The organism is Pseudomonas sp. MYb193, assembly GCF_002966775.1.
Classification (GTDB): domain Bacteria; phylum Pseudomonadota; class Gammaproteobacteria; order Pseudomonadales; family Pseudomonadaceae; genus Aquipseudomonas; species Aquipseudomonas paracarnis.
This window is the reverse complement of sequence record NZ_CP023269.1, coordinates 187,387-206,976: the sequence shown is the minus strand read 5'-3', so window position 1 is coordinate 206,976 and position 19,590 is coordinate 187,387. Positions and strand designations below refer to the sequence as shown.

Genomic DNA, 19,590 nt, shown 5'->3' with positions numbered 1-19,590 from the left:
AACTCGATGTTGCTACGAGTGGCTAAGCGCCTACATCCCGATGGGTTGAGTATTACGAAGGCCTTGATGAATTCCCGGAATGCTGCTTTTCCAGGCTTGAAATTTCACCGCGCAACACCCCCTCCAACACCCCAAAAAATCCCTGAATATGCCCCTGCTTCAACGCCTGCGGCCGCGTCACCAAATAAACCTCCATCGCCGGCAGTTCTATCTCCTGAAAAACCTCACTCAACCCCGTCGCCAAAATACGCGGCAGCACCGCCACACCCATCCCGCGCTTCACCGATTCAAGCTGCACCGCAAACGAACTCACCCTGATCGGCGCATGGTCCAGCCCCGCGGCTTTCGCGGCGCGCATTTGCGGTAGCAGGTCCAGCGGTGGCAGCAAGGCGATACTGGCGGCAGTGGCGGGAGTTAGCGCCGGAAATCGTTGCAGGTATTCCGCAGTTGCGAAGACCCCGTAAGCGAGTTTGCCGAGCCCTCGGTAGATCAGGGAAGGTTCGCCCAGGTGTGCGGTGCGTATGGCAATGTCGGCTACGCCTCGTACGATTTTGTGGAAGTCGGTGGTGACCTGCAGCTCTACGGAGCAGCCTGGGTGCTGTGCTGTGAAGCGGCTGGCGGCCTCGAGCACGCTGGCAGAGAAGCCTTCGCCGGCGCTCACCAGCACGGTGCCGCTGAGGGTTGCTGGCGCGCCGTCGACGGGGGCCTGGCGTCGCAGGCCGGATTCGGCCGCCAGGGCGACGTCCACCAGGGCTTGGCCACGGGAGGTGAGCCGGCAGCCTTCCACGCCGCGCTCCACCAGCGGCTCGCCCAGGGCGGTTTCCAGTTGGGTAAGGCGTCGGGAAACGGTAGACGCCGCGATACCGAGTAACTGGCCCGCCTGTAAAAAGCTGCCGCGCCGTGAGACTGCCAGCAGCAGTCGAAGATCGTCCCAATTTGCCTGCAATGCCATATCTCCGCGCTTCCCTGGTGTGCAGATGTGCAAAGCCATTATGCCGTAGGCGCTGTTTTTACTGCGCGGGCTCGCGGGTATATCTACTGGCCTTCTCAACAAATGGAATGGCCTGTATGAACACGAACCCCAATCGCTTGCGCAGCACCTTTGTGACCGGTGCCACCGGCTTGCTGGGCAATAACCTGGTACGGGAGCTGGTCGCACGGGGTTATGCGGTGAAGGCGCTGGTGCGCTCGGCGGCCAAGGGTGCGCAGCAGTTCGGCGATTTGCCGGGTGTGGAACAGGTGGTGGGAGACATGGCTGATGTGGATGCCTTCGCGGCGGCGTTACAAGGCTGCGATACGGTGTTTCACTGCGCGGCGTTTTTTCGCGATAACTACAAGGGCGGCAGCCATTGGGAGGAACTGGAGAAGATCAATGTCGTCGGTACGCGAGCCCTGCTGCAACAGGCGTATGACGCCGGTGTGCGACGGTTTGTACATACTTCGTCGATTGCCGTGCTCGACGGTGCCCCCGGTACGCCGATCGACGAGACGTGCCTGCGGGCCGAAGCCGATGCGGATGACTACTACCGCAGCAAGATCCTGGCTGAGCGTGAGGTGTTGAGGTTTCTTGAAAGCCATCCGCAGATGCACGCCTGCATGGTCTTGCCCGGTTGGATGTGGGGGCCGGGTGACCGTGGGCCGACGTCTTCGGGGCAGTTGGTCAGGGACGTTATCAACGGCAAGTTGCCGGGGCTGATTCCTGGCACCTTTTCTCTGGTCGATGCCCGCGATGTAGCCTGGGCGCACATTGCCGCCGCCCAGAGCGGGCGACGGGGCGAACGCTACCTCGCGGCCGGTCGCAACTTGACCATGCGCCAGCTGATTCCGGCGCTGGGGCGTATTGCCGGGGTCAAGGTGCCCTCCCGCCAACTGCCGCTGCCCGCGCTCTACCTGTTGGCCGCGGTGCAAGAGGCCTACGCTTACCTGACTGGAAAGCCCATCTTGCTGAGCATGGCGACGTTACGGCTGTTGATACGCGAGGAGCACCGTACCCGCTTTGACCACCGCAAAAGTGAAGAAGAACTGGGGCTGAGCTTTCGTGTGCTGGAGCAGACCCTCACAGACACGGTGGCCTGGTCCCGGGCCTACGGCGGGTTGTAATAAAAAGCCCCAGGTCGACAGGCCTGGGGCTGGTTCGTGGCGGCGGGTTCACTGCTGTTGCAACGCCTCTAGCCGTGCCGGCAAGTCCTCCTCGGGAAAGCGTTGGTACAGCGCCAGCAGTTTTTCATCCGCGGCCCTGGTTTCACCCGCTCGACGCAGGTTCACAATTTCCTGCAGACCTGCTTCCAACGTAGGCAGCGCCCGTTTGCTGAGTTTCAGCGCTGGCTGATCCGCCACTGCGCTTTCGGCTTGAGCAGGCGCACTTTCAACCCGTGGCGCTATCGCCATCCGGGCCATTGGCGCGGGGGCGGAGAAGGCTTGCGGCGCTGGCTGGGCGGCTTCTTCGTGGTGCGGCGCAGAGAATGTCGCGGTGGAGATTTCGGGTTGCGGCACGGGGGAGCGCATGACCACGCCGATCATCAATGCCAACCCGGCGACGGTGGCAAATGCCATTTGCCAGCGCGGGCGTTGGCAGGCTTGCAGCCAGCGTTGCCACAGGCTGGGTTGCGGCTGCGGGGCTTCGCGACGGGCAGCGTTGAGGATGAAGGCGTCGAGGGACGCGGGCGGCTCGCCCGTGCTGTGTTGACGATAGTGCTGGAGCAGCGCGTCGTCTGGGGTGTGTCGGGAGTCAGTCATACAGGTACCTCCTCGGCCAGCAGGCGCCGCATTTTTTGCAGGGCGTAGCGCAAGCGGCTTTTTACGGTTTCCAGCGGGGCGCCGGTGAGGGTGGCGATTTGCGGTACTTCGAGCTCGCCGTGCAGGCGCAGCAGAAACACTTCGCGCTGGTCTTCGGGCAACGCTTGCAGGGCCGCGTCGAGGCGCGCCTGGTCGCGGCTGAGGGTCAGTTGCTGCTCGGGGCCGTCGCTGTCGTCGGCCTGGGCGTGCAGCTGTTCATCGTAGCTGTCGTGCAAGGGGTTGTGGATGCCGTGCTTGCGCCAGTGGTCGATCAGGCGGTTGCGGGCGATCTGGAACAACCAGGTACGAAAACTCGCCCGGCCTTGTGGCTGGGTGGTGCTGCGGATCAGGCTGAGCCAGGTGTCCTGGTAGATTTCTTCGGCCAGTTCGGCTTTGTTGCACAGGGACACGAGGAAGCGGTACAGGCCCTGGCGGTGGCGCGTGTACAAGGCTTCGAAGGCGGCAGCGTCGCCGGTTCGGTAGCGGGCCAGCAGCGATTCGTCGCTGGGTGAGTCATCTGGAACGGCCATGTAGTGGGCGAACTCCTTTTTGTCAGCCGAAGCAGGGCTAAGTGTGGGAGCGGGCTTGCTCGCGATGGCATCCACTCGGTGTGCCTGATGGACCGAGTTGTCTGCATCGCAGGCAAGCCAGCTCCCACATTGGTTCATTGTTGTGGTGGAGATCAGGGTTTGAGGCTTTGGGCCAATTCCACCAGTTGCACGAACTCGTTGCGCAGCCCGAACGGGTCAGCGCCGCGGGCCGAGCGCGCCAGTTTGGCGGTGTCTTGCACACTCATGGTGCCAGTGTAGCGGCCATCGCCCTTGAGCTGTTGGGCGAAGGCGGCCACGGCAGACGCGAAGCGCAGATCATCGCTGGCCGGGGTGGTTTGGTTGGCGATGGGGCGTTCGATCAACTGACTGTTACCGCCCGCAGCGGGTTTGTAGCGCACCCGAAGCATCGCAAGCTCCGCGGATTGGCTTGCGTCCGCAGGCGCAGCGGCATAGCGCAGAGGCTCCAACCAGCCCTTCTCGCCCTTGGGCACGATTTCATACAGCGCGGTCACAGTGTGCCCTGCACCAATCTCGCCGGCATCGACTTTGTCGTTGTTGAAATCCTCACGCTTCAGGGCGCGGTTTTCATAGCCCAGCAGGCGGTACTCGCTGACCTGCGCCGGGTTGAATTCAACCTGCAGTTTTACATCCCTGGCCACCACCGCCAGGGTCGAACTAAGTTGTTCCACCAGCACCTTGCGCGCTTCGCGCAGGTTGTCGATGTAGGCGTAGTTGCCATCGCCCGCATCGGCCAGTTGTTCCATCAGGTGTTCGTTGTAGTTATCCACACCGAAGCCGAGGGTGGTCAGGGACACGCCGCTTTTGCGCTGGGTTACCGCCATTTGCTTGAGGCTGTCGAAGTCGCTGATGCCCACGTTGAAGTCGCCGTCGGTGGCCAGCAGGATGCGGTTGATGCCTTGGTCGATAAAGCCTTCGCGGGCCATCTGGTAGGCCAGTTCGATGCCGGACGCGCCTGCGGTGGAGCCGCCGGCGGTGAGTTGGTCGATGGCGTTGCGGATCTTGGTTTTGTCATGCCCCGAGGTGGGCTTGAGCACCACGCGGGACTCACCGGCGTACACCACCAGTGACACGCGGTCCTGATCGCGCAGTTGGTCCACCAGTAATTTCAGCGTGCTTTTGACCAACGGCAAGCCTTCGCGGCGGTCCATGGAGCCGGACACGTCCACCAGGAACACCAGGTTGGCAGGCGCCAGTTCGGCCACGGTTTTATCGGAGGCTTTGATGCCAATGCGCAGCAGTTTTGTGCGCGGGTTCCACGGCGTAGTGGCAACTTCGGTGGTGACGCCAAAGGGTGAGCCGTCGGTGGGCAGTGCGTAGTGGTAGGGAAAGTAGTTGACCATTTCCTCCAACCGCACCGCGCCTTCGGGCGGCAGGCGGCCTTGGTTGAGGAAGCGCCGTACGTTGGCGTAGCTGCCCGTGTCGACATCCACGCTGAAGGTGGAGACCGGGGTTTCGGCGACGCGGTGCACCGGGTTGTCGGGCAGGTTGGCGTATTGCTCGCGGGGTTCGCTGCGGTCATTCATCATCGCCATTTCACGCACCATGATCGGTGCCGGCATGACCATGCGTTTGGCCATCGCGCCCTCAACCGGCGCGCTGTGCAACTCGGCGATGGGTTGTGCGGGTTTGGCTACCTCGGGAGAGGAAGACAGCCCACACCCGGCCAGCGCTACCAGCAGGGTAACGGTGAAGCCTTGGGCAGCGGGACGCAGGCAGAGCAGAGGGCGGGACATGGGCTGAACCTCGTGAATGAATAGTCCGTTCACAAGGTCAGACGCGAGGAAGGTTGGGTTCGGGTTAAACCTTGGAAATTCACCCCGATCAATGTGGGAGCTTGCCTGCGATAGCGGTGTGTCAGGCAGCCTTTCCAGCACTGGCCCACCGCTATCGCAGGCAAGCCAGCTCCCACAGTTGAATGGCGGTGTTCTCTTAGTCCGTGCCGTACTTGGGGTTACGCGGGCCGTACAAGATACCGGTGCGTTGCCCTGCCGACAGCAACCGCGCACTGGTGATACCGGCAATCGGGTGTGCCGCATCGGTGGAGCTGTTGATCACCTGCTTGACCGCCGCCGTGATCAGCATGCCCACCAGGCCGCCACCGTTGTTGTTGCCCTCCTCGCTCGACGCCCGCGCCGAACCTGTCCACAGGGTGGTGCCGGTGCGCAGGTCCACCAGTTTGGCCGAGGCCGTCACCGAGGTGTCGCTGGAGATCAGCATGTACTGAGTGCCGTACTCGCTGATGGTGATGTACAGCGCCGCGTCCGCACCAAAGATGTCATGCAGCTTGGCCGGCTGTACGGCCTGGATATCGTTGGCGGTGGTGAGGCCGTTCTGGCGGAAGGTTTCGTCCACCAGGGCAATCGGCAACACGTAGTAGCCTGCTTCGGCCAGCGGGTAGGTGACTTGCGACACCAGGCTGTAGGACGCCTGCACTTCCGGCGATTCATTGATCGGCGGCAGTACCAGGATCGACTTGGGCCGCGCCTGTTTGTACGCCGAATAATCGACCGTCTTGGGTGCGGCGCAACCGCCGAGCAACGCCAGGGCCAGCAACGCGCCGGTGAGTTTTAACAGGCTCATTTGGTGGCGACTCCGGCTTTGGCGTTTTTCAACAGAAAGTCCATGTACGCAGCAGATTCGGGGAACAGCGCCTTCTCGGTGCGAAACTCCTGCACCATCTGGTCATCCTTGCCCATGTTCATGTACAGCATGCCCAGGTGCGCGTGGTAACCCGGCGGTGCCTTGCGGCCACTGGCGTTGATCTTCTGCAGATCGCGCTCCAGTGCTTCCACCTGCGCTTCCTTGGGCTCGCCCTTGAAGTACTCGTAAACCTGCGGCTGGTAGCTCTCCCATTGATACAGGGGCTGGGGCGCCGTCTGGCACCCGGCTACCGTCGCGATTGCTGCCAGCGTCAGCGCCAACTTAACTGCCTTGCTCATCCGTGTACTGCTCCTTGTGGTGTGGCTGATCAGTTACGCGGGTTCCAGGCGCCGGCGTTGATGCCGTCGACCAGGCGGTTGATCGCTTCGCGCATGGCCAGGTCCAGCACCTTGCCATTGAGGGTGGAGTCATAGCTGGCGGTGCCGCCGAAGCCGATCACTTCACGGTTGGACAGCGCGTACTCACCGGCGCCCTGGGTGGAATACACCACTTCGGAGGTGTTGATGTTGACGATATTCAACGCGACTTTGGCGTAGGCCACTTGGGTCTTGCCACGGCCGAGGATGCCGAACAGCTGGCGGTCGCCGGTTTCTTTGCGGCCGAACTCGGTCACATCGCCAGTCACCACATAGTCAGCGCCCTTGAGCTTCTGCACGGTGCCTTTGATCTTGGCTTCCTGGGAGATCTCGCCCATGTTGTCGCGGTCCAGCACGCTGAAGCGGTTGGTCTGCTGCAAGTGGGTGATAAGGATGGTCTTGGCCTGGCCGCCGAGACGGTCAACGCCATCGGAGAAGATGCCACGCATGTAGCTGGAGCGGTTATCGAACTTACCCACGGCAATCGGCACACGCACGCCGGAATAGGCCACGTGGGCGCTGGCGACTTGCTCCACCGGCATCGCGCGGTTGCTCTCGGTGGCGCAACCGGCCACGGTCAACAGCGCCGCGGCGGTGAGGCCCGACAGCAGGATTTTGGACAGTGTCTTCACAGGGTGCTCCTTGGGTGAGGAAATCAGCGTTGCTGGGTTTTCCAAGGAGAAAGGCAGCCTGAAAACGTGCTGGCCTGAATTCTTCCCTGAAAGACGGTGATGCAACGGCTGCGGCATTTTACGGGGTTGAGAGCGGTTCTCAAGTTGTTTCGGCCATAGGTCGGGGGGCTTAGCCTACTGCCGACCGCAACACTCAAAGCAACGAAGATCAAATGTGGGAGCTGGCTTGCCTGCGAAAGCGGTAGTGCAGCAACAGATGCAGCGACTGACACACCGCCTTCGCGGGCAAGCCCAATGCCGATCAATTAAACGAACGCAATGCCCAAAGCAACGAAGATCCAATGTGGGAGCTGGCTTGCCTACGAAAGCGGTAGTGCAGCAACAGGTGCAGCGACTGACACACCGCCTTCGCGAGCAAGCCCGCTCCCACAGGGGAACTGCGCTAACCCTGACTGGCATTAAGACAAACCCGCCCACCAACAACAGCGAGCCTTCGCACAGCCCTACTTGAGCTCCTTCACCAGATACTGCGCAGAAATCTGCGTAATCCCGGTCAACGCCCGGCGCAAGGCTTCAGGGTCAGTGCGGTAAGTGAGCGGCGTGTAGCCATAGACGTTCTGGCCATTGAACGGCGTAACTGCTTCAAAGGTGCGCCAGATCATCTCATCGCCGCGATCCATCTGAGCTAACACGTTAAGGGTCGGATAAATCACGCTGCTGAAACCCTGGGTCAGGCGAAAGCCCCACTCGGACACGGTCAGCTGAATCTGCGCATCAGCCGGCTCATCATCGCCGACCACCTTGAGCGTCGAAGTCTTGCCCAACTCATCGACAAAGCCCTGCTTAAGCAACACGCCTACATCGAGTTTTTCCGCCTCCATCACCGTCAGAATAGCCACCGGCGTCGGCATCTCGGCCAACTGCCCAAGCTTCATGCCGCCGGCAAACCCGGCGCCACTCAACGCCGCAGTACCCACCTTGGACGCCCCGCTGGCCATGCCAACACCCGCGCCAACCCCGGCACCCAGGGCCGCGCCCCAGGCCTGTTCGCGGCCGAAGTACACCATGTTCTTTTCCCACTTCACGGGCAGGACTTTGACGGTCTTGATCTGCGCGCGGTTTTCGGGGGTGAGAGGGTGGCTGACGCAACCGCCGAGGATGAGGGTGGCGAAGAGAGTGAGGAGGAGATTTTTCACATTGGTCCTTTAATGTTTGCAGTGAATACGAGAAGTCGGCAGGGCCTGGGCCCTGCCGACACACTGGCTCAACTCATTTGCTTTCTTTGGCAATGGTGCCCAAGGACGCATCCTTGACCAGATAACGGCCTTCGACTTCGCTCAGCGCTTTGAGGCTGTTACGCGCCACGGCGAAGCCCATTTCGACTTCCTGCTTGAGGTAAACCACCTCGCCCGCCTTTACATCAATCGGCATATCCGCCCAGTTTTCAGCCTTGGAGCTGATCACGTGTTTGCCCGGTGTCACGAAAAAATAGATGTACTGGTTACCACGGTTGTAACCCATCTCCGAGTCGGCTTCCTTGTCATCTAGGAACACATTGAACCGCACCAACATTCCTACGTTGCTCGGGCGCACGACGTACACCAAACCTTTATCGGCCACGGCAGCCTTGGGCAGCGAATAGTTCGCCACGTCAGCCTGCATCTTCTCCACCGACGGCGTCGAGGAACAGCCAAACAGCGTGGCCAGGGACAGAACGACAGCGGCTTTGCAGAACAGCTTGATCATGTATTTCTTCCTTGTGGGTAACGGTGGAGCGGTTTTGAGAGTGCCGATGATGGCGGGGTCTCATTTTTGGATGCGTTGGTCATTGCCGTTGTGTCGGCAATGGATGGCGTGACATGAGCAATGTGTGCCATCAGTGTGACGCCTTGCACGGTTTTAGCTGAGGCGCTTATAGTCCGGCCGTCGCTCAAAAAGCGACCGGGTTTGGCGACCCGAAGAACGAGCCCTCAATAATCCAGAGAGCTTAATGATGAATCGATACATTCCCCTAACCTGCCACGACTGCACCGTCCCAGCCCTGATCATCGACACCCAGGCACCTCTCGACGTCCTTCACGACGCCGCCGTGCACCGCATTCGGGCCGTCACCCAACTGCTGGAAAACCTGGCCTTTCGCGAACAACTCAGCAGCGATGCCGTAGTACTTTCAGACTTCGCCCACTTGCTGGCCATTCCGCTGCGCGATGGGTGTGATTTGCTGGATGTCATCAGTCGCAGGCTTAACGCCGATCCGTCCTGAGTGGAAATAGGGCGGCCTTCGTGTCGCCCGCTTTGGCCTCGCGCCGGAAGGGTAAAGGCTAAATAAATCTGCCCTTTCGCACTGCTCCGCCTCGATGATCAAATAGCTTACAAAGAACCTTCACAACTGTGTTTGTTGAATTCGAACCGGCCAATTTCTTTTACATTTTTGCTACCAAAAACATAAACGTAAGTACCGCCCAGCGAAAAAATGGATTGTTCTTCAAAATTTTTCGGATCACAAAAAATCTTTACAACTGCTGACTTAGTAGCGTCTAAGTCAAAGCCGGCAACATCAAGATCATAATTTAATAAAGAATAATAAACCGTTATTGTATGGCTATTAGTCGCCTCCATACGAACAAGCTCTGTATTTTCGTCAACCTTCCAATTACGGGCATGCGTTCGCGCGGTGACGATTATCAAGTCACTAAGAAAGGTTGTTTTGCTAGGCTCAGGCGTTTCTTCTGTTGCTTGTTTTATCAAGACCGCTGCTATACCAACAAACAACAGTACAAAACCCCAGCGCCAAAATCCTTTTTTTGATTCATCAGTCATTATTTATAGCTCCCTTCAACCATTGATTGGTTTTTCTGCGATCTCGAATCAAAATAAATCTATGCCCTTTTCTTCTCTTTGCACCAACTCAACTTTTTCCTTTCATATGATTTCGCCACGGCACGAGCAGTCCTTCCAGCAAGACTCGGCCAATAACACCATCATCAATGGCGCCAACAAAAGTTGTATCCAGTTGAAATTCAAAAGAAATATTCTCTTTTTCAGATAACATTCTTACAGCGCAGATTATTTCTTCTACTTCATCTAGATTTTTCGACTCCATATCAACGGAGAGTATGCTTGGTTGCAGCGCTGAATAAATCTCCAACATTCCACCCACTACTTCCGCGCCCCCTTCGTCTATCGCGTCAATAAAGGTTGGCGGGGCAATGCTCCATATTCTTGACGCGGCGACCTCATTCACAAGCTGCTGCACATGAGATCTAATAGACTGATCTAAGTCCTGAGCCACGTAGAAAATCAATTTTTGCTTCTCATGTTCTAGCGGTACGGAATGCACTATTCAGCTCCTTTTTTGAACAAAAGGGGACAGCTTTATTTAATAGGCTTTTTTACCGCCATCTCGAATTAAAATAAATCCGCCCCCATTTCTCCGAAATTTTATCCCGCAGGAACCGCATCGATATCAAACTCACCTTGCTCGTCAATTTCGGCGTCTGCTCTCAACACCTCAAAATCGCAGCCCCCTAAATTCAAATGGACATTTATTTCATACACTCCACTTGAGGAGGGTCTTATAAATTCGACCTGAAGAGAATAATCTCCTTCAGGCAGCTCTAGAGGAACCGTACTCGAAATACTACCAACCTCAATATTTCTATCTCTCACCGAGAAGGGAACTTTAAAGGCCCGAACCACATCTGCGTTTATAGCTGGTACTTGTTCGTTAATGAAAAAATTAATTATATGACTCCCTTCGTCAACCAGCGCTTTAAAAGAGACACTCCCCGACCTCCACACAAATCCTTGTGCATAACTACGATCACTCCAATCGTTATACGGCTGATCAAGCGAACTCAAAAATACGCAAAACTGCGAATAAGACAAATATATACTTTCTTTGAATCCAGCCATGAGCCCACCACCTTAATTCTGACTTTCTCCCCACCGGACAGTCCGCATGAAAAGGGTGGAGAAGATGGCAGATTTATTTAATTTGCTTTTCTACCGACATTCCGAGCTCAAATAAATCCGCTCCCTTTTCTCATGTCTAGGGTTTAGTCTCACCTCTGCCTCTATCGAGGTTTATTTAAATAAACCCTCCTCCCTTTCGTAACCTCAATCAGGGGAATATTTCGGTAAGCTCCAATACGATAGCAGCCCCGTAATTAGCGCCCCTCCAAAAAAAGCAATCGAAGCAGGGAGCATACTGTCCATAAAGCTGTAACCAGCACTATTACGAAGTAAATAACAGTCCGACAAAAACATCCACAACGAAGCAACCACAGCCCCGCAAATCGAAACATTCCTGCAAACTTTAAAACTTCTAACTGGCTTAACAAAACTTATACAGCATGCAAATACAAGAGAAGGGACAAAAAAAACCAACTCCGCAAAAAGTGGAGCAGTCAACAGGACTGAAAACGCTTCCCCCCCCCTGACTTGCCCTAACAAACGAGCATCACTAAACAGACCTACCAGCATAACAATTAGAGAAATTGGCCCTATGATTAGACCTGCGAAAAAAGGGCAAAATAAAAATACGAAAAATATTTTCATTGTTGGGTATTTCTTGACGTTCATGGCGCGCACCCTTGGCTTGCTGAATAACCGAGCAACTTACATCCAAACGTAACTCTTGATTTGTAATCCAAAATATCAACGCCGCCCTCTATGCGCTGAGTTTCCACAAAAGGGATATATTTCATAGGACCATCGACACTGGTGGCTTCCTTGGTCAATTCTACAAACCGCTTATGATCCTGCAAGTATGCTTCATGAATAGGCTGGAGCGTTGCCTGCTCATTTTTTAGCTGACTTATATCCCAAGCTACTGGGTCGGTCGCCTTTTTATCATAAAGGGCTTTAAAGTTATCGTAACCGCCAGTCATAAGAGCATCTCCTGCCGCCTTACGCCAATCATATACAGGCGCTAACGCCCATCCCGCTCCAAAGGTTAAGTATGATGCATTCCCGTCCGCCCCCAACCCTGTAATAGGTGCACGCGAGACAGCATCTGCGCCTCCAAACCATCTTGCACCAACGCCTAATTGATGCTCGTAAGTATCACTGGCGGAAAAAAAGTTTGCTCGATTGTCAATCGTATTAAAATAAGATACGAAAGATTCTTTTCCTTGCTCAGTATTATATAAATAATTGAATGTGTTCTTCGTAGAGCGCTCAACATCACTATGCATTACACTCCACGCTTCTTGAATTGCAGCGTACTTTATAGCTGAATTCACCGCAGTCCGACAGCTGTCGCTACCAGGATTTTTGGAACACACATCGTTCATTTCGTCATCCAGAAGCTTACTTAGACGTTCTGCTTCCGTTTTCGCGGCATTTTTTTCAGCATCTGTCGAGCAGGTCCTCCCCGACATGCAATTATTAACCTCATCAAATTTTTGATGGGTTAAATAATTAAACGTAGTCGCCTTTTGCGCAACCTGAGCCCCTTTTTCCAAATCGCCGTCTACTGCAGCCGCCGCCACCAAGCCGGTTAACTGTGAGAGCATCAAGGTAATATCTTTATTTCCCTGCGCAGCCCAAGCAAGCTGGTTAATTAATGCCTCGTTTAACCCGGCCGCCGCCGCACCTGTTTTAAAGTCACTGCCGGTGGCCTCTGCTAACAATCCCCCCATCAAAGCGTGCGCAATAATCTTTTGAGGGCTGCCATTGGGGAACGTGACGTAATCACCCACCCAATTAAAACCGGTAGCCATTGCAACGTTGCCAGCCTCTCCCAACAAGGCCGCATTGAAGTTGTCGCCAAAGCTTCCCCCTTGAATGGCCGTCGATATTCCGCTAGAGATTACCGCCCGGCCACCGGTACGCAGCGCGATATCGCCTGCTGACGTCCAGGTGAAAATATCTTTGGAGGAGTTCGTAACCGCCAAGGTTGAACCCGTACTCGGGGTAACACCTTGGACTGTGCTTGTACTTGTGCCTGCACCTGCGCCGTCAGCACCAGCGAACCAATTGGTGTCGGCATACTCAAGAGCCCCCGCCGTGAACCCGGCGACCGCTGCGCTTTTCAGGCTATTGGCGCTGACCGTTTCCTTAAGCGCTGCACCCAAATTGCCTTTGTTGTTGATGGTGCTGGTGACTGCGGTCGTACTCAAGCTGGTGCTCACCGCAAGGGTGGCGCCCTGCAGCCCAAAACCTACCGGCCCCATAATCGCCGCCATCATGATCGCAATCGCAATCTTGGCACCGGCGCCCAACCCTGAGTTGTCGTACTTGAAGCTCTCGTGAATCTCTTTCACCTGGCGCCAATCAATGTCGCCACGCGCTTCAGCTTGCTTGAGCCAGGCCAAATTAGGATCAGCCTTGACCATCGCATCAACGGTCTGGCTTACAGTCTGCTGATCGACCTGTTTGACGTCGATACGAATGCCTTCGGCGGCCTTGATGACAAGTTTTCCTTGGGCAACCAACTCGCTCTGACGCAAGGTTTCGTCTGTATTACCTTTGCCCTTAGCGCTGAACCACGAGAGGTCGCTTTTGCTCTTAGTGTGGCTCTCATCGTGCAGGTCCTTGACGCCTTCAAAGACAATTGCACCACCGCTATCAAGGATGATGTCCTTGCCGCTATTAAGCTTCGCAACTTGATACAGCTGGTCGCCGTCGCTTTTAAGGACTAGGTTGCCACCTGTCTTGATCTCGCTCCCTACCTGGGTGGTGCGGGTCACTTCATCCATCTGCGCCTTTTTAGCGCCCCAGCTTCCCTTCTCCTTCATGTCATACAACGTATGCGTACTATTCTCAGCCGCCAACAAACTCAACTTATCCCCGCTATACAGATAAGCCTCATTCCCCGCACTGATCCTGCTCGCCACGATCGTGGTGTCACGCCCCGCCTGGCTGACAAAATCCCCACCCGCCGTCAGTACGCTCGCCACTTGGGTGGTCTGGTCGTCCGAAGTCTTGATGCGTTTTTTGCCATCCTTTTCCTTGCCCTCGACGTTGTGCATGTCGCTGACCGAGGCGACGTTGAGGTCGCGGCCGGCGGCGATGTTGAGGTCTTTGCCGGCGGTGGCGGTGCTGCCGATGATGTTGACGTCTTGCCCGGCCTGCATGTTGAGGTTGCCGCCCACCGTGACGCTGGCGGCGAGGTTTTTGACGTCGGTGGTGATGCTGGATTTCTCCCCGCCGTCGCGGGTCTCGTGTTTGACGCTGGTGTCGCTGGCGGCGATGAGGTTGAGGTCGCGGCCGGCGGTTAAGTTGGCGTCGTTGCCCGCTACCAGTGCGCCTCGGTTGGTGAGGTCGCGGCCGGCGTCGATGGCGAGGTTTTCGCGGGCGACGATGGTGCCGGCGCTGGTGTCGGTGAGGGTGCGCATGCCGGCGCCGTCACGTACCTGGATGGCGGTGGTTTCGTTGGTGATGTCGCCTTTGAGGGCCGTAAGGCTGACTTGTTTGCCGCGGATTTCGCCGGCCATGGCGTTGCGAATGCTGTCCTGGGCCAGCAGGCTGAGGTTGTTGCCGGCTTCGACCAGGCCGCCGGTGTAGATACTGCCGCTGCTGATGGCGGAGAGGTTGTTGCTGGCGCGCAGGGTGCCGACGTTGATCAGGTCGCCGCCGGTGACCAGGTTGAGGTCGCGGCCTTGGATGAGGCTGTTGCCGCGTACGTTGCGCGAGTCGGCCTGGGCCAGGTACAGCACCGGCACGAGCACGGTCTGGCCGTCGATGACGCGGTTTTCCATCCACACGATGTCGTGGGTCAGGGCGCCGACTTGCTGATCGGTAAGGGCCACGCCCAGGCTCAGGCGCAGGGCGTCTTTGCTGGCAAGGCCATTGTCCATCAGGTAGCGGAACTGGTCGGCGTCGCTGTACAGGCCGCCGGCGAGGAAGCGTTGGCCGGTTTGCGCGAGGACGGCGTCGCGGATCAGGCGGGTTTCGTACTGGCCGTCACCGAGGCGGCGCCAGGCGTTGTCGGCAGTGAAACCAAGTTTGCCGAGCATGTAGTCGGAGCTGAAGAAGCCCGACACCGAGGTGAATTCGGGGTTGGTTTCGATCAGGTAATGGCTGGTAGGGTCGGCGTTCTTGACGAACAGGCCGTACTCGCCCTTGGGCAGTTGGAAGGTCGGCGAGGTGGTGGGGTCGACCGGGGCGAAGGCGGTGCCGGTGTAGTCCACGGGCACGAAGCCGCCGCCAGGGGCCACGCCCACGACGGGCAATACGCTGCCGGGCGCCTGGGCGCTCGGGTCGTTGGCGTGTTTGCTCAGGTTGATGTTGATGCCGCCGACGGGGATGCCGGTCTGGTCGTCGCCGAGGGTGCCGGTCAACTGGGCCAGGGTGTTGTTGTGCAGCGTGCCGTTTTGCAGGGTGCGGGTGACGTTGAGGTTGACCGTGCCGCCCGCTTGCAGGGTGGCGTCGTAGCCGCGGCCGCTGTTGTTGGTCCAGGTGGTGACGTCACTTGCGTAGGCGAACGGCAGGCTATTGGGTGAGCGGCTTTTGAGTTCTTCGAAGCGCGCCTTGTCGAAATTCCCTGCCGCCGTGGCCGCATTGAACGCGGGCACGTCGACATATTGCATGCGTTCAAACAAATCGTCGGAGACGTGACCTGGCGTGCCGATGACAAGCTTGCGCTGGCCCGTGCGCGTGGCGGCGCCCTGGTTGAGCAGGTCACCGGCAGTGATGCTCAGGTCGCCATTGGCGGCCATCAGGCTGTAGCGGTTCTGCACCGTGTCGCCTTGCAGCAGCATGTTTTTGCCCGCCACCAGGCGCGCCGCTACCGAGTCCTTGGTCGCCGCCTCGAGGTACGTTTCGTAGATGGTGATCTCGCCACGTTCCCAGTTGTCGCTCTCGCCGCAGTGCTGGCCACAGATCCAACTCAAGCTGCCGGTGGTCAGCGTTTGCCCGAGTTCGAATGCGTCTTTGGCGTTTTCGATAAAGCCCGCATTGATGCCAATCGAGCCTTCGCTTTCCACGGTGCCGGAGCGGTTGCTGAACAGCACGGCACGCCCGCCATCGCGGGCGGCGAAGCTCAGGTTGCCTTTGCTGTAGACATCGCCATAGCTGTTGCTGAAGCCATTGCTGCGCAAGGTCATGTCGCCGCCGCTGAACAGCAGCGTGTCGGCGGCATTGGTGATGCCGTTGACTGCGGTGAGGTTCACCGCGCCCTGGGCACCGAGGGTGCCACGGTTGTTGATTTGCGCGGCGGCGATATCCAGTTGCTGGCGGGCGGTGAGGAACCCGAGGTTGTCCAGGGTGCCGCCCAGGGTCAGGCGCGTATTGGTGGCCGCCAGGCGGCCGCCGTTCTGGCTGAGGTTGTTGGCGGCGACGGTGAGTGTTTGCAGGGCCGAGACGCGGCCGCTGTTGGTGATATCGCCGGTGGTGATGCTGATGTCACCGTCGCTGAGCAGTTCGCCGCCGTTGTCCAGGCTGGCCACGTTGAGGATCAAGCCCTTGGCGCTGGCCATGCGGTCACCGGCCTTGAGGGCCAGCCCTTGGTCGCTCTTGTAGGTGAGCACGTCGTTAAGTTGCACGCGGCCCAGGCCGTCAACGTTGCCGAATGCCCAGTCGGCGCTGCCCATGCCCTGGATATTGCCCTGGCTGCCTTCGAGGCTGGCGGTGTTGAGGTGGAACAGGCCGGTGCCAGCGTGTTGCAGCATGCCGCTCTGGTTGTTGAGGCTGGCGGCGTCAAGGCTGAAGGCCTGGCTGCCGAATTCGAGGGTGCCGTTGTGGTTGTTCAACGCGCCGCTGAGGTTGAGTTTGCTGCTGGCGCCGCCCAGGGCACGCAGTTGCCCGCTGGCGCTGTTATCCAGGTTGCCGCCGGTGAGGGTCAGGCCCTGGTTGGCTTCGATCAGGCCGCCCTGGTTGGTGAGGGTGTCGCGTGAGGTCAGGTTGATCTGATTGCCGCTGACCTGGCCACCCGCGCTGTTGTCGAGGCTGGCGCCGCTGACGGTCACTTGTTCTTTGCCGAACAGTTTGCCGCCACGGTTGGCCAGGGCTTCTACGGTCAGTTGCAGGTTGCCGACCAGGCTGGCCATCAGGCCGCCGCTGGCGTTGTCGACGCTGTTGGCGGTGACGCTCAGGCTGTCGCCCTGCACGGTGCCGCCCTGGTTATCCAGGCGGGTGGTGTTCAGTTCGGTGAGGGCGCCGCCGCTGAGGATCAGGCCCTTGCGGTTGCTCACATCCTGGCCGCTGTAGCTCAGGCCTTCGGCGCCGGCCAGCAGTTGGCCGTTGTCGTTGTTCAGGTGCTGGGCGGCGATGTCCAGGCGCTTGCCGCGCAGGGTGCCGCCGTCGTTGTTAAGGGTGGTGAGCTGCTTGACCAGCACGCTGCGTTCGCCCGCGTCGATCTGGCCGCCGACGTTGGTGAGCAGGTCGCTGACCTTGAGCACCACGTCGCCGCCGTCGCTGACCAGCGCGCCTTTGTTGCTGTTGGTGAAGGTCTGCGCGGTCACGTCGACGGTCTGGCCCAGCAGGATGCCGGCACTGTTGTCCAAGCGCTCGCCTTGCAGTTGCAGCAGGCCCTCGCTCTGGATGCGGCCCTGGGCGTTGAGCAACTGGCCCGGGCCTTTGAGCAACAGACTTACGCCCTGGGCGCCACCGGCCAGCAGGCCGGCGTTGCGGTTGTCGAGGCCCGAGGCGCGTACGTCGAGGTGGTCGCCCAACACGCGCCCGGCGCGGTTGTCGATGTCGCCGCCGGCCACGTCGAGCAGCAGTTGCTTGCCGACGATCGTGCCGCTCTGGTTATCCAGGTTCGCGGCGTGCAACTCGATATCGCCCTGCCCGGCCTGCAAGCGGCCCTGGGCGTTGTTGAGCTGTTGCGCGGCGGTGAGGGTGAGCTTGCCGGTGTCGGCGCTGAGTACGCCGCCTGCGTTGCTGCTGAGGGTGCCGGCAGTGACGTTCAGATCGGTGCTGGCCTGGGCGAAACCCTGATTGTTGTTGAAGGTGTTGGAAACGGCGAGGTTGAGCGCGCCGCCGTCAGCCTGGATCAGGCCCTTGAGGCTGTTGTCGAGGTTGCTGGCAGTGACGGTCGCGGTCTTGGCCACCAGTACGCCGTTCTGGTTGTTCAGGTTGCCAGCGTTGACGGTCAGGTCGTTGGCGATGACTTGCCCGCCGCTGTTGTTCAGGTTGGCGCTGGTGAGCACCAGGCTGCCACCGGCCATTTCGATACGGCCCTGGCGGTTGTCCAGGGAGGCGCTATTGAGCGTGGCGGCCTGGCCTTCGCCGAAGCGGATCAGGCCGCCAAGGTTGACGATGGCCGGCGAGTTGATCACCAGGCTCTGTTCGCCAAACAGGCGCGCAGTGGCGCCTTGGTTCGTGAGCTTGGCGCTGCTGACCTCGACGGTCTTGGCCTGAATAATCGCGCCCTGGTTGGTCAGCGCTTGCGCGGCGGTAATCGCCAGGGCGCGGCTGGCCAACAGGTTGCCGCTGGTGGTGACGGTTTGCGCGTTCACCACCAGATCGCCGGTGGTGTTGCGGCTGTTATCGGCGGCGACGCCGGCTTCGATGATGCCGGGGTTGTTCACGCTGGCCGCGTTGATCTCGATGCGCTGGCCAGCGGCGATGCTCTTGCGGTTGACCAGGGCCTGGGCGCTGGCGACCTGCACGTTGCCGTTGGCGTAGACCTTATCGGTGAGGTCGATGTTTTGCGCGGTGACCTTGACGTTACCGGTGGCCACCGTTTGCGCCATGCTCAAGCGCCCGTTGGCGTCGAGCTGAATATCGCCGCCACTGGCGGCCAGGGTGCCGTCGAGCTTCACGCCCACACCGGCCTCGGTGCCCACCAGTTTGATCGCGCCGGCATACATGCCGCCCAGGGCCGAGGAGTCGATTGCCAGCTCGGGTTTGGCGCTGCCGTCATCGGCGCGGGGCGTGGTTTTCAGGCTTTGCGCATCGACGTCGTTGCGCCCGGCGATCACGTTGAGTTCGCGGGCGTTGATTTGTGCGTTGATCTTGGCCGAGCGGGTGATGATGTCGAAGCGCTCGACGTTGCTGGCGTTCAAGCCCTGGCCGTCGATGGTCACGGCGCCGCCATCCACTTCATAGCGCTGCAATTGGCCGCTGGCGTCGAGCACCGGTTTGCCGGTGGTGAGGGTGACGTTGGGGGTGTTGATAAAGCCGCAACCGCTGCACGTCACACCGTACGGGTTGGCGACGATGACCTTGGCCGACTGCCCCGCCACTTCGGTATAGCCGCGCAACTGGCTGGGGCTGCCGCCGTTGACTTCGTTGAGGATGACGTTCGCCGCGCCGCCCTTGAGGTTGGGGTTGCCGACAATGATCCCGCCCAGTTGGGTGTTGACCATGGCGGTGTTGCCGTTGTTGAGGATCACGCCGTTGGGGCCGACGTTGTAGTCCTTGAACTGGTTATGGGACAGGCCCGCGCCATTGGGGGTGGCGATGTTTACCACCGGCACGCCATTGCCCGCCGCGCCCACGGTGGTGCCCGGCGCACTGACCACGATGCCCTCAGCCTGGGCCAGCAGCGGCTGCCAGAACAATGCGTTGGCAAGGATCAAGGCCAGCCCGCGCTTGGGCAGGCCGAAGAACGCGTCCCGGCGCTTCAGGGCGGCAGAAGGTTGGCGGGCCAGGAAGGCGAATTGGCGAACATCCATTGTCAGGCTCTCATGCAGCGGGGCG

At 59.0% G+C, this 19,590-nt stretch carries 16 protein-coding genes; 2 read left to right on the top strand and 14 right to left on the bottom strand.

The features are described 5' to 3' along the window. Positions 1-52 precede the first annotated feature (52 nt). A complete protein-coding gene (locus tag CLM72_RS00860; protein ID WP_105225356.1) occupies positions 53-952 on the bottom strand; it encodes a LysR family transcriptional regulator in 900 nt (299 codons plus the stop codon). Between the two features lie 116 nt (positions 953-1,068). On the opposite strand from CLM72_RS00860, the gene CLM72_RS00855 reads away from it, so the two are divergent. Beyond that, entirely contained in the window at positions 1,069-2,100 is a 1,032-nt protein-coding gene (locus CLM72_RS00855; protein WP_105225355.1) for an SDR family oxidoreductase, read from the top strand. A 48-nt stretch (positions 2,101-2,148) separates the two neighbouring features. Here the strand turns inward: CLM72_RS00855 and CLM72_RS00850 are convergent, their stop codons facing one another. From CLM72_RS00850 to CLM72_RS00810, 8 genes are all read right to left on the bottom strand, one after another. After that, positions 2,149-2,736: a hypothetical protein gene (locus CLM72_RS00850; protein ID WP_105225354.1), complete on the bottom strand. Its 588-nt coding sequence runs from the start codon at positions 2,734-2,736 to the stop codon at positions 2,149-2,151. Continuing rightward, entirely contained in the window at positions 2,733-3,305 is a 573-nt protein-coding gene (locus CLM72_RS00845; RefSeq protein WP_105225353.1) for an RNA polymerase sigma factor, read from the bottom strand. Before CLM72_RS00845 ends, CLM72_RS00850 begins: the two co-directional genes overlap by 4 nt. Before the next feature lie 152 nt (positions 3,306-3,457). Beyond that, complete coding sequence (locus CLM72_RS00835) at positions 3,458-5,080, bottom strand: VWA domain-containing protein (protein WP_105225352.1); 1,623 nt, start codon at positions 5,078-5,080, stop codon at positions 3,458-3,460. 196 nt (positions 5,081-5,276) lie between these two features. Next, positions 5,277-5,927 carry a DUF799 domain-containing protein gene (locus CLM72_RS00830; RefSeq protein WP_005783625.1) on the bottom strand — a complete coding sequence of 217 codons (651 nt, stop codon included), beginning with the start codon at positions 5,925-5,927 and terminating at the stop codon, positions 5,277-5,279. Next, the gene (locus CLM72_RS00825) at positions 5,924-6,286 is read right to left on the bottom strand and encodes a DUF4810 domain-containing protein (RefSeq protein ID WP_005783622.1); all 363 of its coding nucleotides are present in this window, start codon (positions 6,284-6,286) and stop codon (positions 5,924-5,926) included. The genes CLM72_RS00830 and CLM72_RS00825 overlap by 4 nt, the downstream gene beginning before the upstream one ends. A 29-nt stretch (positions 6,287-6,315) precedes the next feature. Beyond that, complete coding sequence (locus CLM72_RS00820) at positions 6,316-6,996, bottom strand: CsgG/HfaB family protein (protein ID WP_005783620.1); 681 nt, start codon at positions 6,994-6,996, stop codon at positions 6,316-6,318. A 503-nt stretch (positions 6,997-7,499) separates the two neighbouring features. Beyond that, positions 7,500-8,192: a hypothetical protein gene (locus CLM72_RS00815; protein ID WP_105225351.1), complete on the bottom strand. Its 693-nt coding sequence runs from the start codon at positions 8,190-8,192 to the stop codon at positions 7,500-7,502. Positions 8,193-8,265: 73 nt separating this feature from the next. Further along, entirely contained in the window at positions 8,266-8,658 is a 393-nt protein-coding gene (locus CLM72_RS00810) for a DUF2846 domain-containing protein (RefSeq protein ID WP_169913177.1), read from the bottom strand. Between the two features lie 343 nt (positions 8,659-9,001). On the opposite strand from CLM72_RS00810, the gene CLM72_RS00805 reads away from it, so the two are divergent. Next, positions 9,002-9,259: a hypothetical protein gene (locus tag CLM72_RS00805; RefSeq protein WP_105229064.1), complete on the top strand. Its 258-nt coding sequence runs from the start codon at positions 9,002-9,004 to the stop codon at positions 9,257-9,259. A gap of 107 nt (positions 9,260-9,366) precedes the next feature. On the opposite strand, the gene CLM72_RS00800 is transcribed toward CLM72_RS00805, so the two are convergent. The 5 genes from CLM72_RS00800 to CLM72_RS00785 form a co-directional block, all read right to left on the bottom strand. After that, a complete protein-coding gene (locus CLM72_RS00800; protein ID WP_233475105.1) occupies positions 9,367-9,816 on the bottom strand; it encodes a hypothetical protein in 450 nt (149 codons plus the stop codon). Positions 9,817-9,904: 88 nt separating this feature from the next. Beyond that, entirely contained in the window at positions 9,905-10,336 is a 432-nt protein-coding gene (locus CLM72_RS00795; RefSeq protein ID WP_105225349.1) for a hypothetical protein, read from the bottom strand. A 101-nt stretch (positions 10,337-10,437) separates the two neighbouring features. Next, the gene (gene comJ / locus CLM72_RS00790) at positions 10,438-10,911 is read right to left on the bottom strand and encodes a competence protein ComJ (protein WP_105225348.1); all 474 of its coding nucleotides are present in this window, start codon (positions 10,909-10,911) and stop codon (positions 10,438-10,440) included. Between the two features lie 204 nt (positions 10,912-11,115). Continuing rightward, positions 11,116-11,580, bottom strand: a complete 465-nt coding sequence (locus CLM72_RS28650) for a hypothetical protein (protein WP_146120476.1) — start codon at positions 11,578-11,580, stop codon at positions 11,116-11,118. Then, entirely contained in the window at positions 11,577-19,565 is a 7,989-nt protein-coding gene (locus CLM72_RS00785; protein WP_168220160.1) for a DUF637 domain-containing protein, read from the bottom strand. The genes CLM72_RS28650 and CLM72_RS00785 overlap by 4 nt, the downstream gene beginning before the upstream one ends. Between the last annotated feature and the right edge of the window lie 25 nt (positions 19,566-19,590).

Bases quoted from the DNA above. Each gene is read 5' to 3' on its own strand.
- CLM72_RS00855 (WP_105225355.1), top strand. From the start codon at position 1,069: ATGAACACGAACCCCAATCGCTTGCGCAGCACCTTTGTGACCGGTGCC.
- CLM72_RS00825 (WP_005783622.1), bottom strand. From the start codon at position 6,286: ATGAGCAAGGCAGTTAAGTTGGCGCTGACGCTGGCAGCAATCGCGACG.
- CLM72_RS00810 (WP_169913177.1), bottom strand. From the start codon at position 8,658: ATGCAGGCTGACGTGGCGAACTATTCGCTGCCCAAGGCTGCCGTGGCC.
- CLM72_RS00785 (WP_168220160.1), bottom strand. From the start codon at position 19,565: ATGGATGTTCGCCAATTCGCCTTCCTGGCCCGCCAACCTTCTGCCGCC.
- CLM72_RS00850 (WP_105225354.1), bottom strand. From the start codon at position 2,736: ATGACTGACTCCCGACACACCCCAGACGACGCGCTGCTCCAGCACTAT.
- CLM72_RS00835 (WP_105225352.1), bottom strand. From the start codon at position 5,080: ATGTCCCGCCCTCTGCTCTGCCTGCGTCCCGCTGCCCAAGGCTTCACC.
- CLM72_RS00830 (WP_005783625.1), bottom strand. From the start codon at position 5,927: ATGAGCCTGTTAAAACTCACCGGCGCGTTGCTGGCCCTGGCGTTGCTC.
- CLM72_RS00860 (WP_105225356.1), bottom strand. From the start codon at position 952: ATGGCATTGCAGGCAAATTGGGACGATCTTCGACTGCTGCTGGCAGTC.
- CLM72_RS00800 (WP_233475105.1), bottom strand. From the start codon at position 9,816: ATGACTGATGAATCAAAAAAAGGATTTTGGCGCTGGGGTTTTGTACTG.
- CLM72_RS00845 (WP_105225353.1), bottom strand. From the start codon at position 3,305: ATGGCCGTTCCAGATGACTCACCCAGCGACGAATCGCTGCTGGCCCGC.
- comJ (WP_105225348.1), bottom strand. From the start codon at position 10,911: ATGGCTGGATTCAAAGAAAGTATATATTTGTCTTATTCGCAGTTTTGC.
- CLM72_RS28650 (WP_146120476.1), bottom strand. From the start codon at position 11,580: ATGAACGTCAAGAAATACCCAACAATGAAAATATTTTTCGTATTTTTA.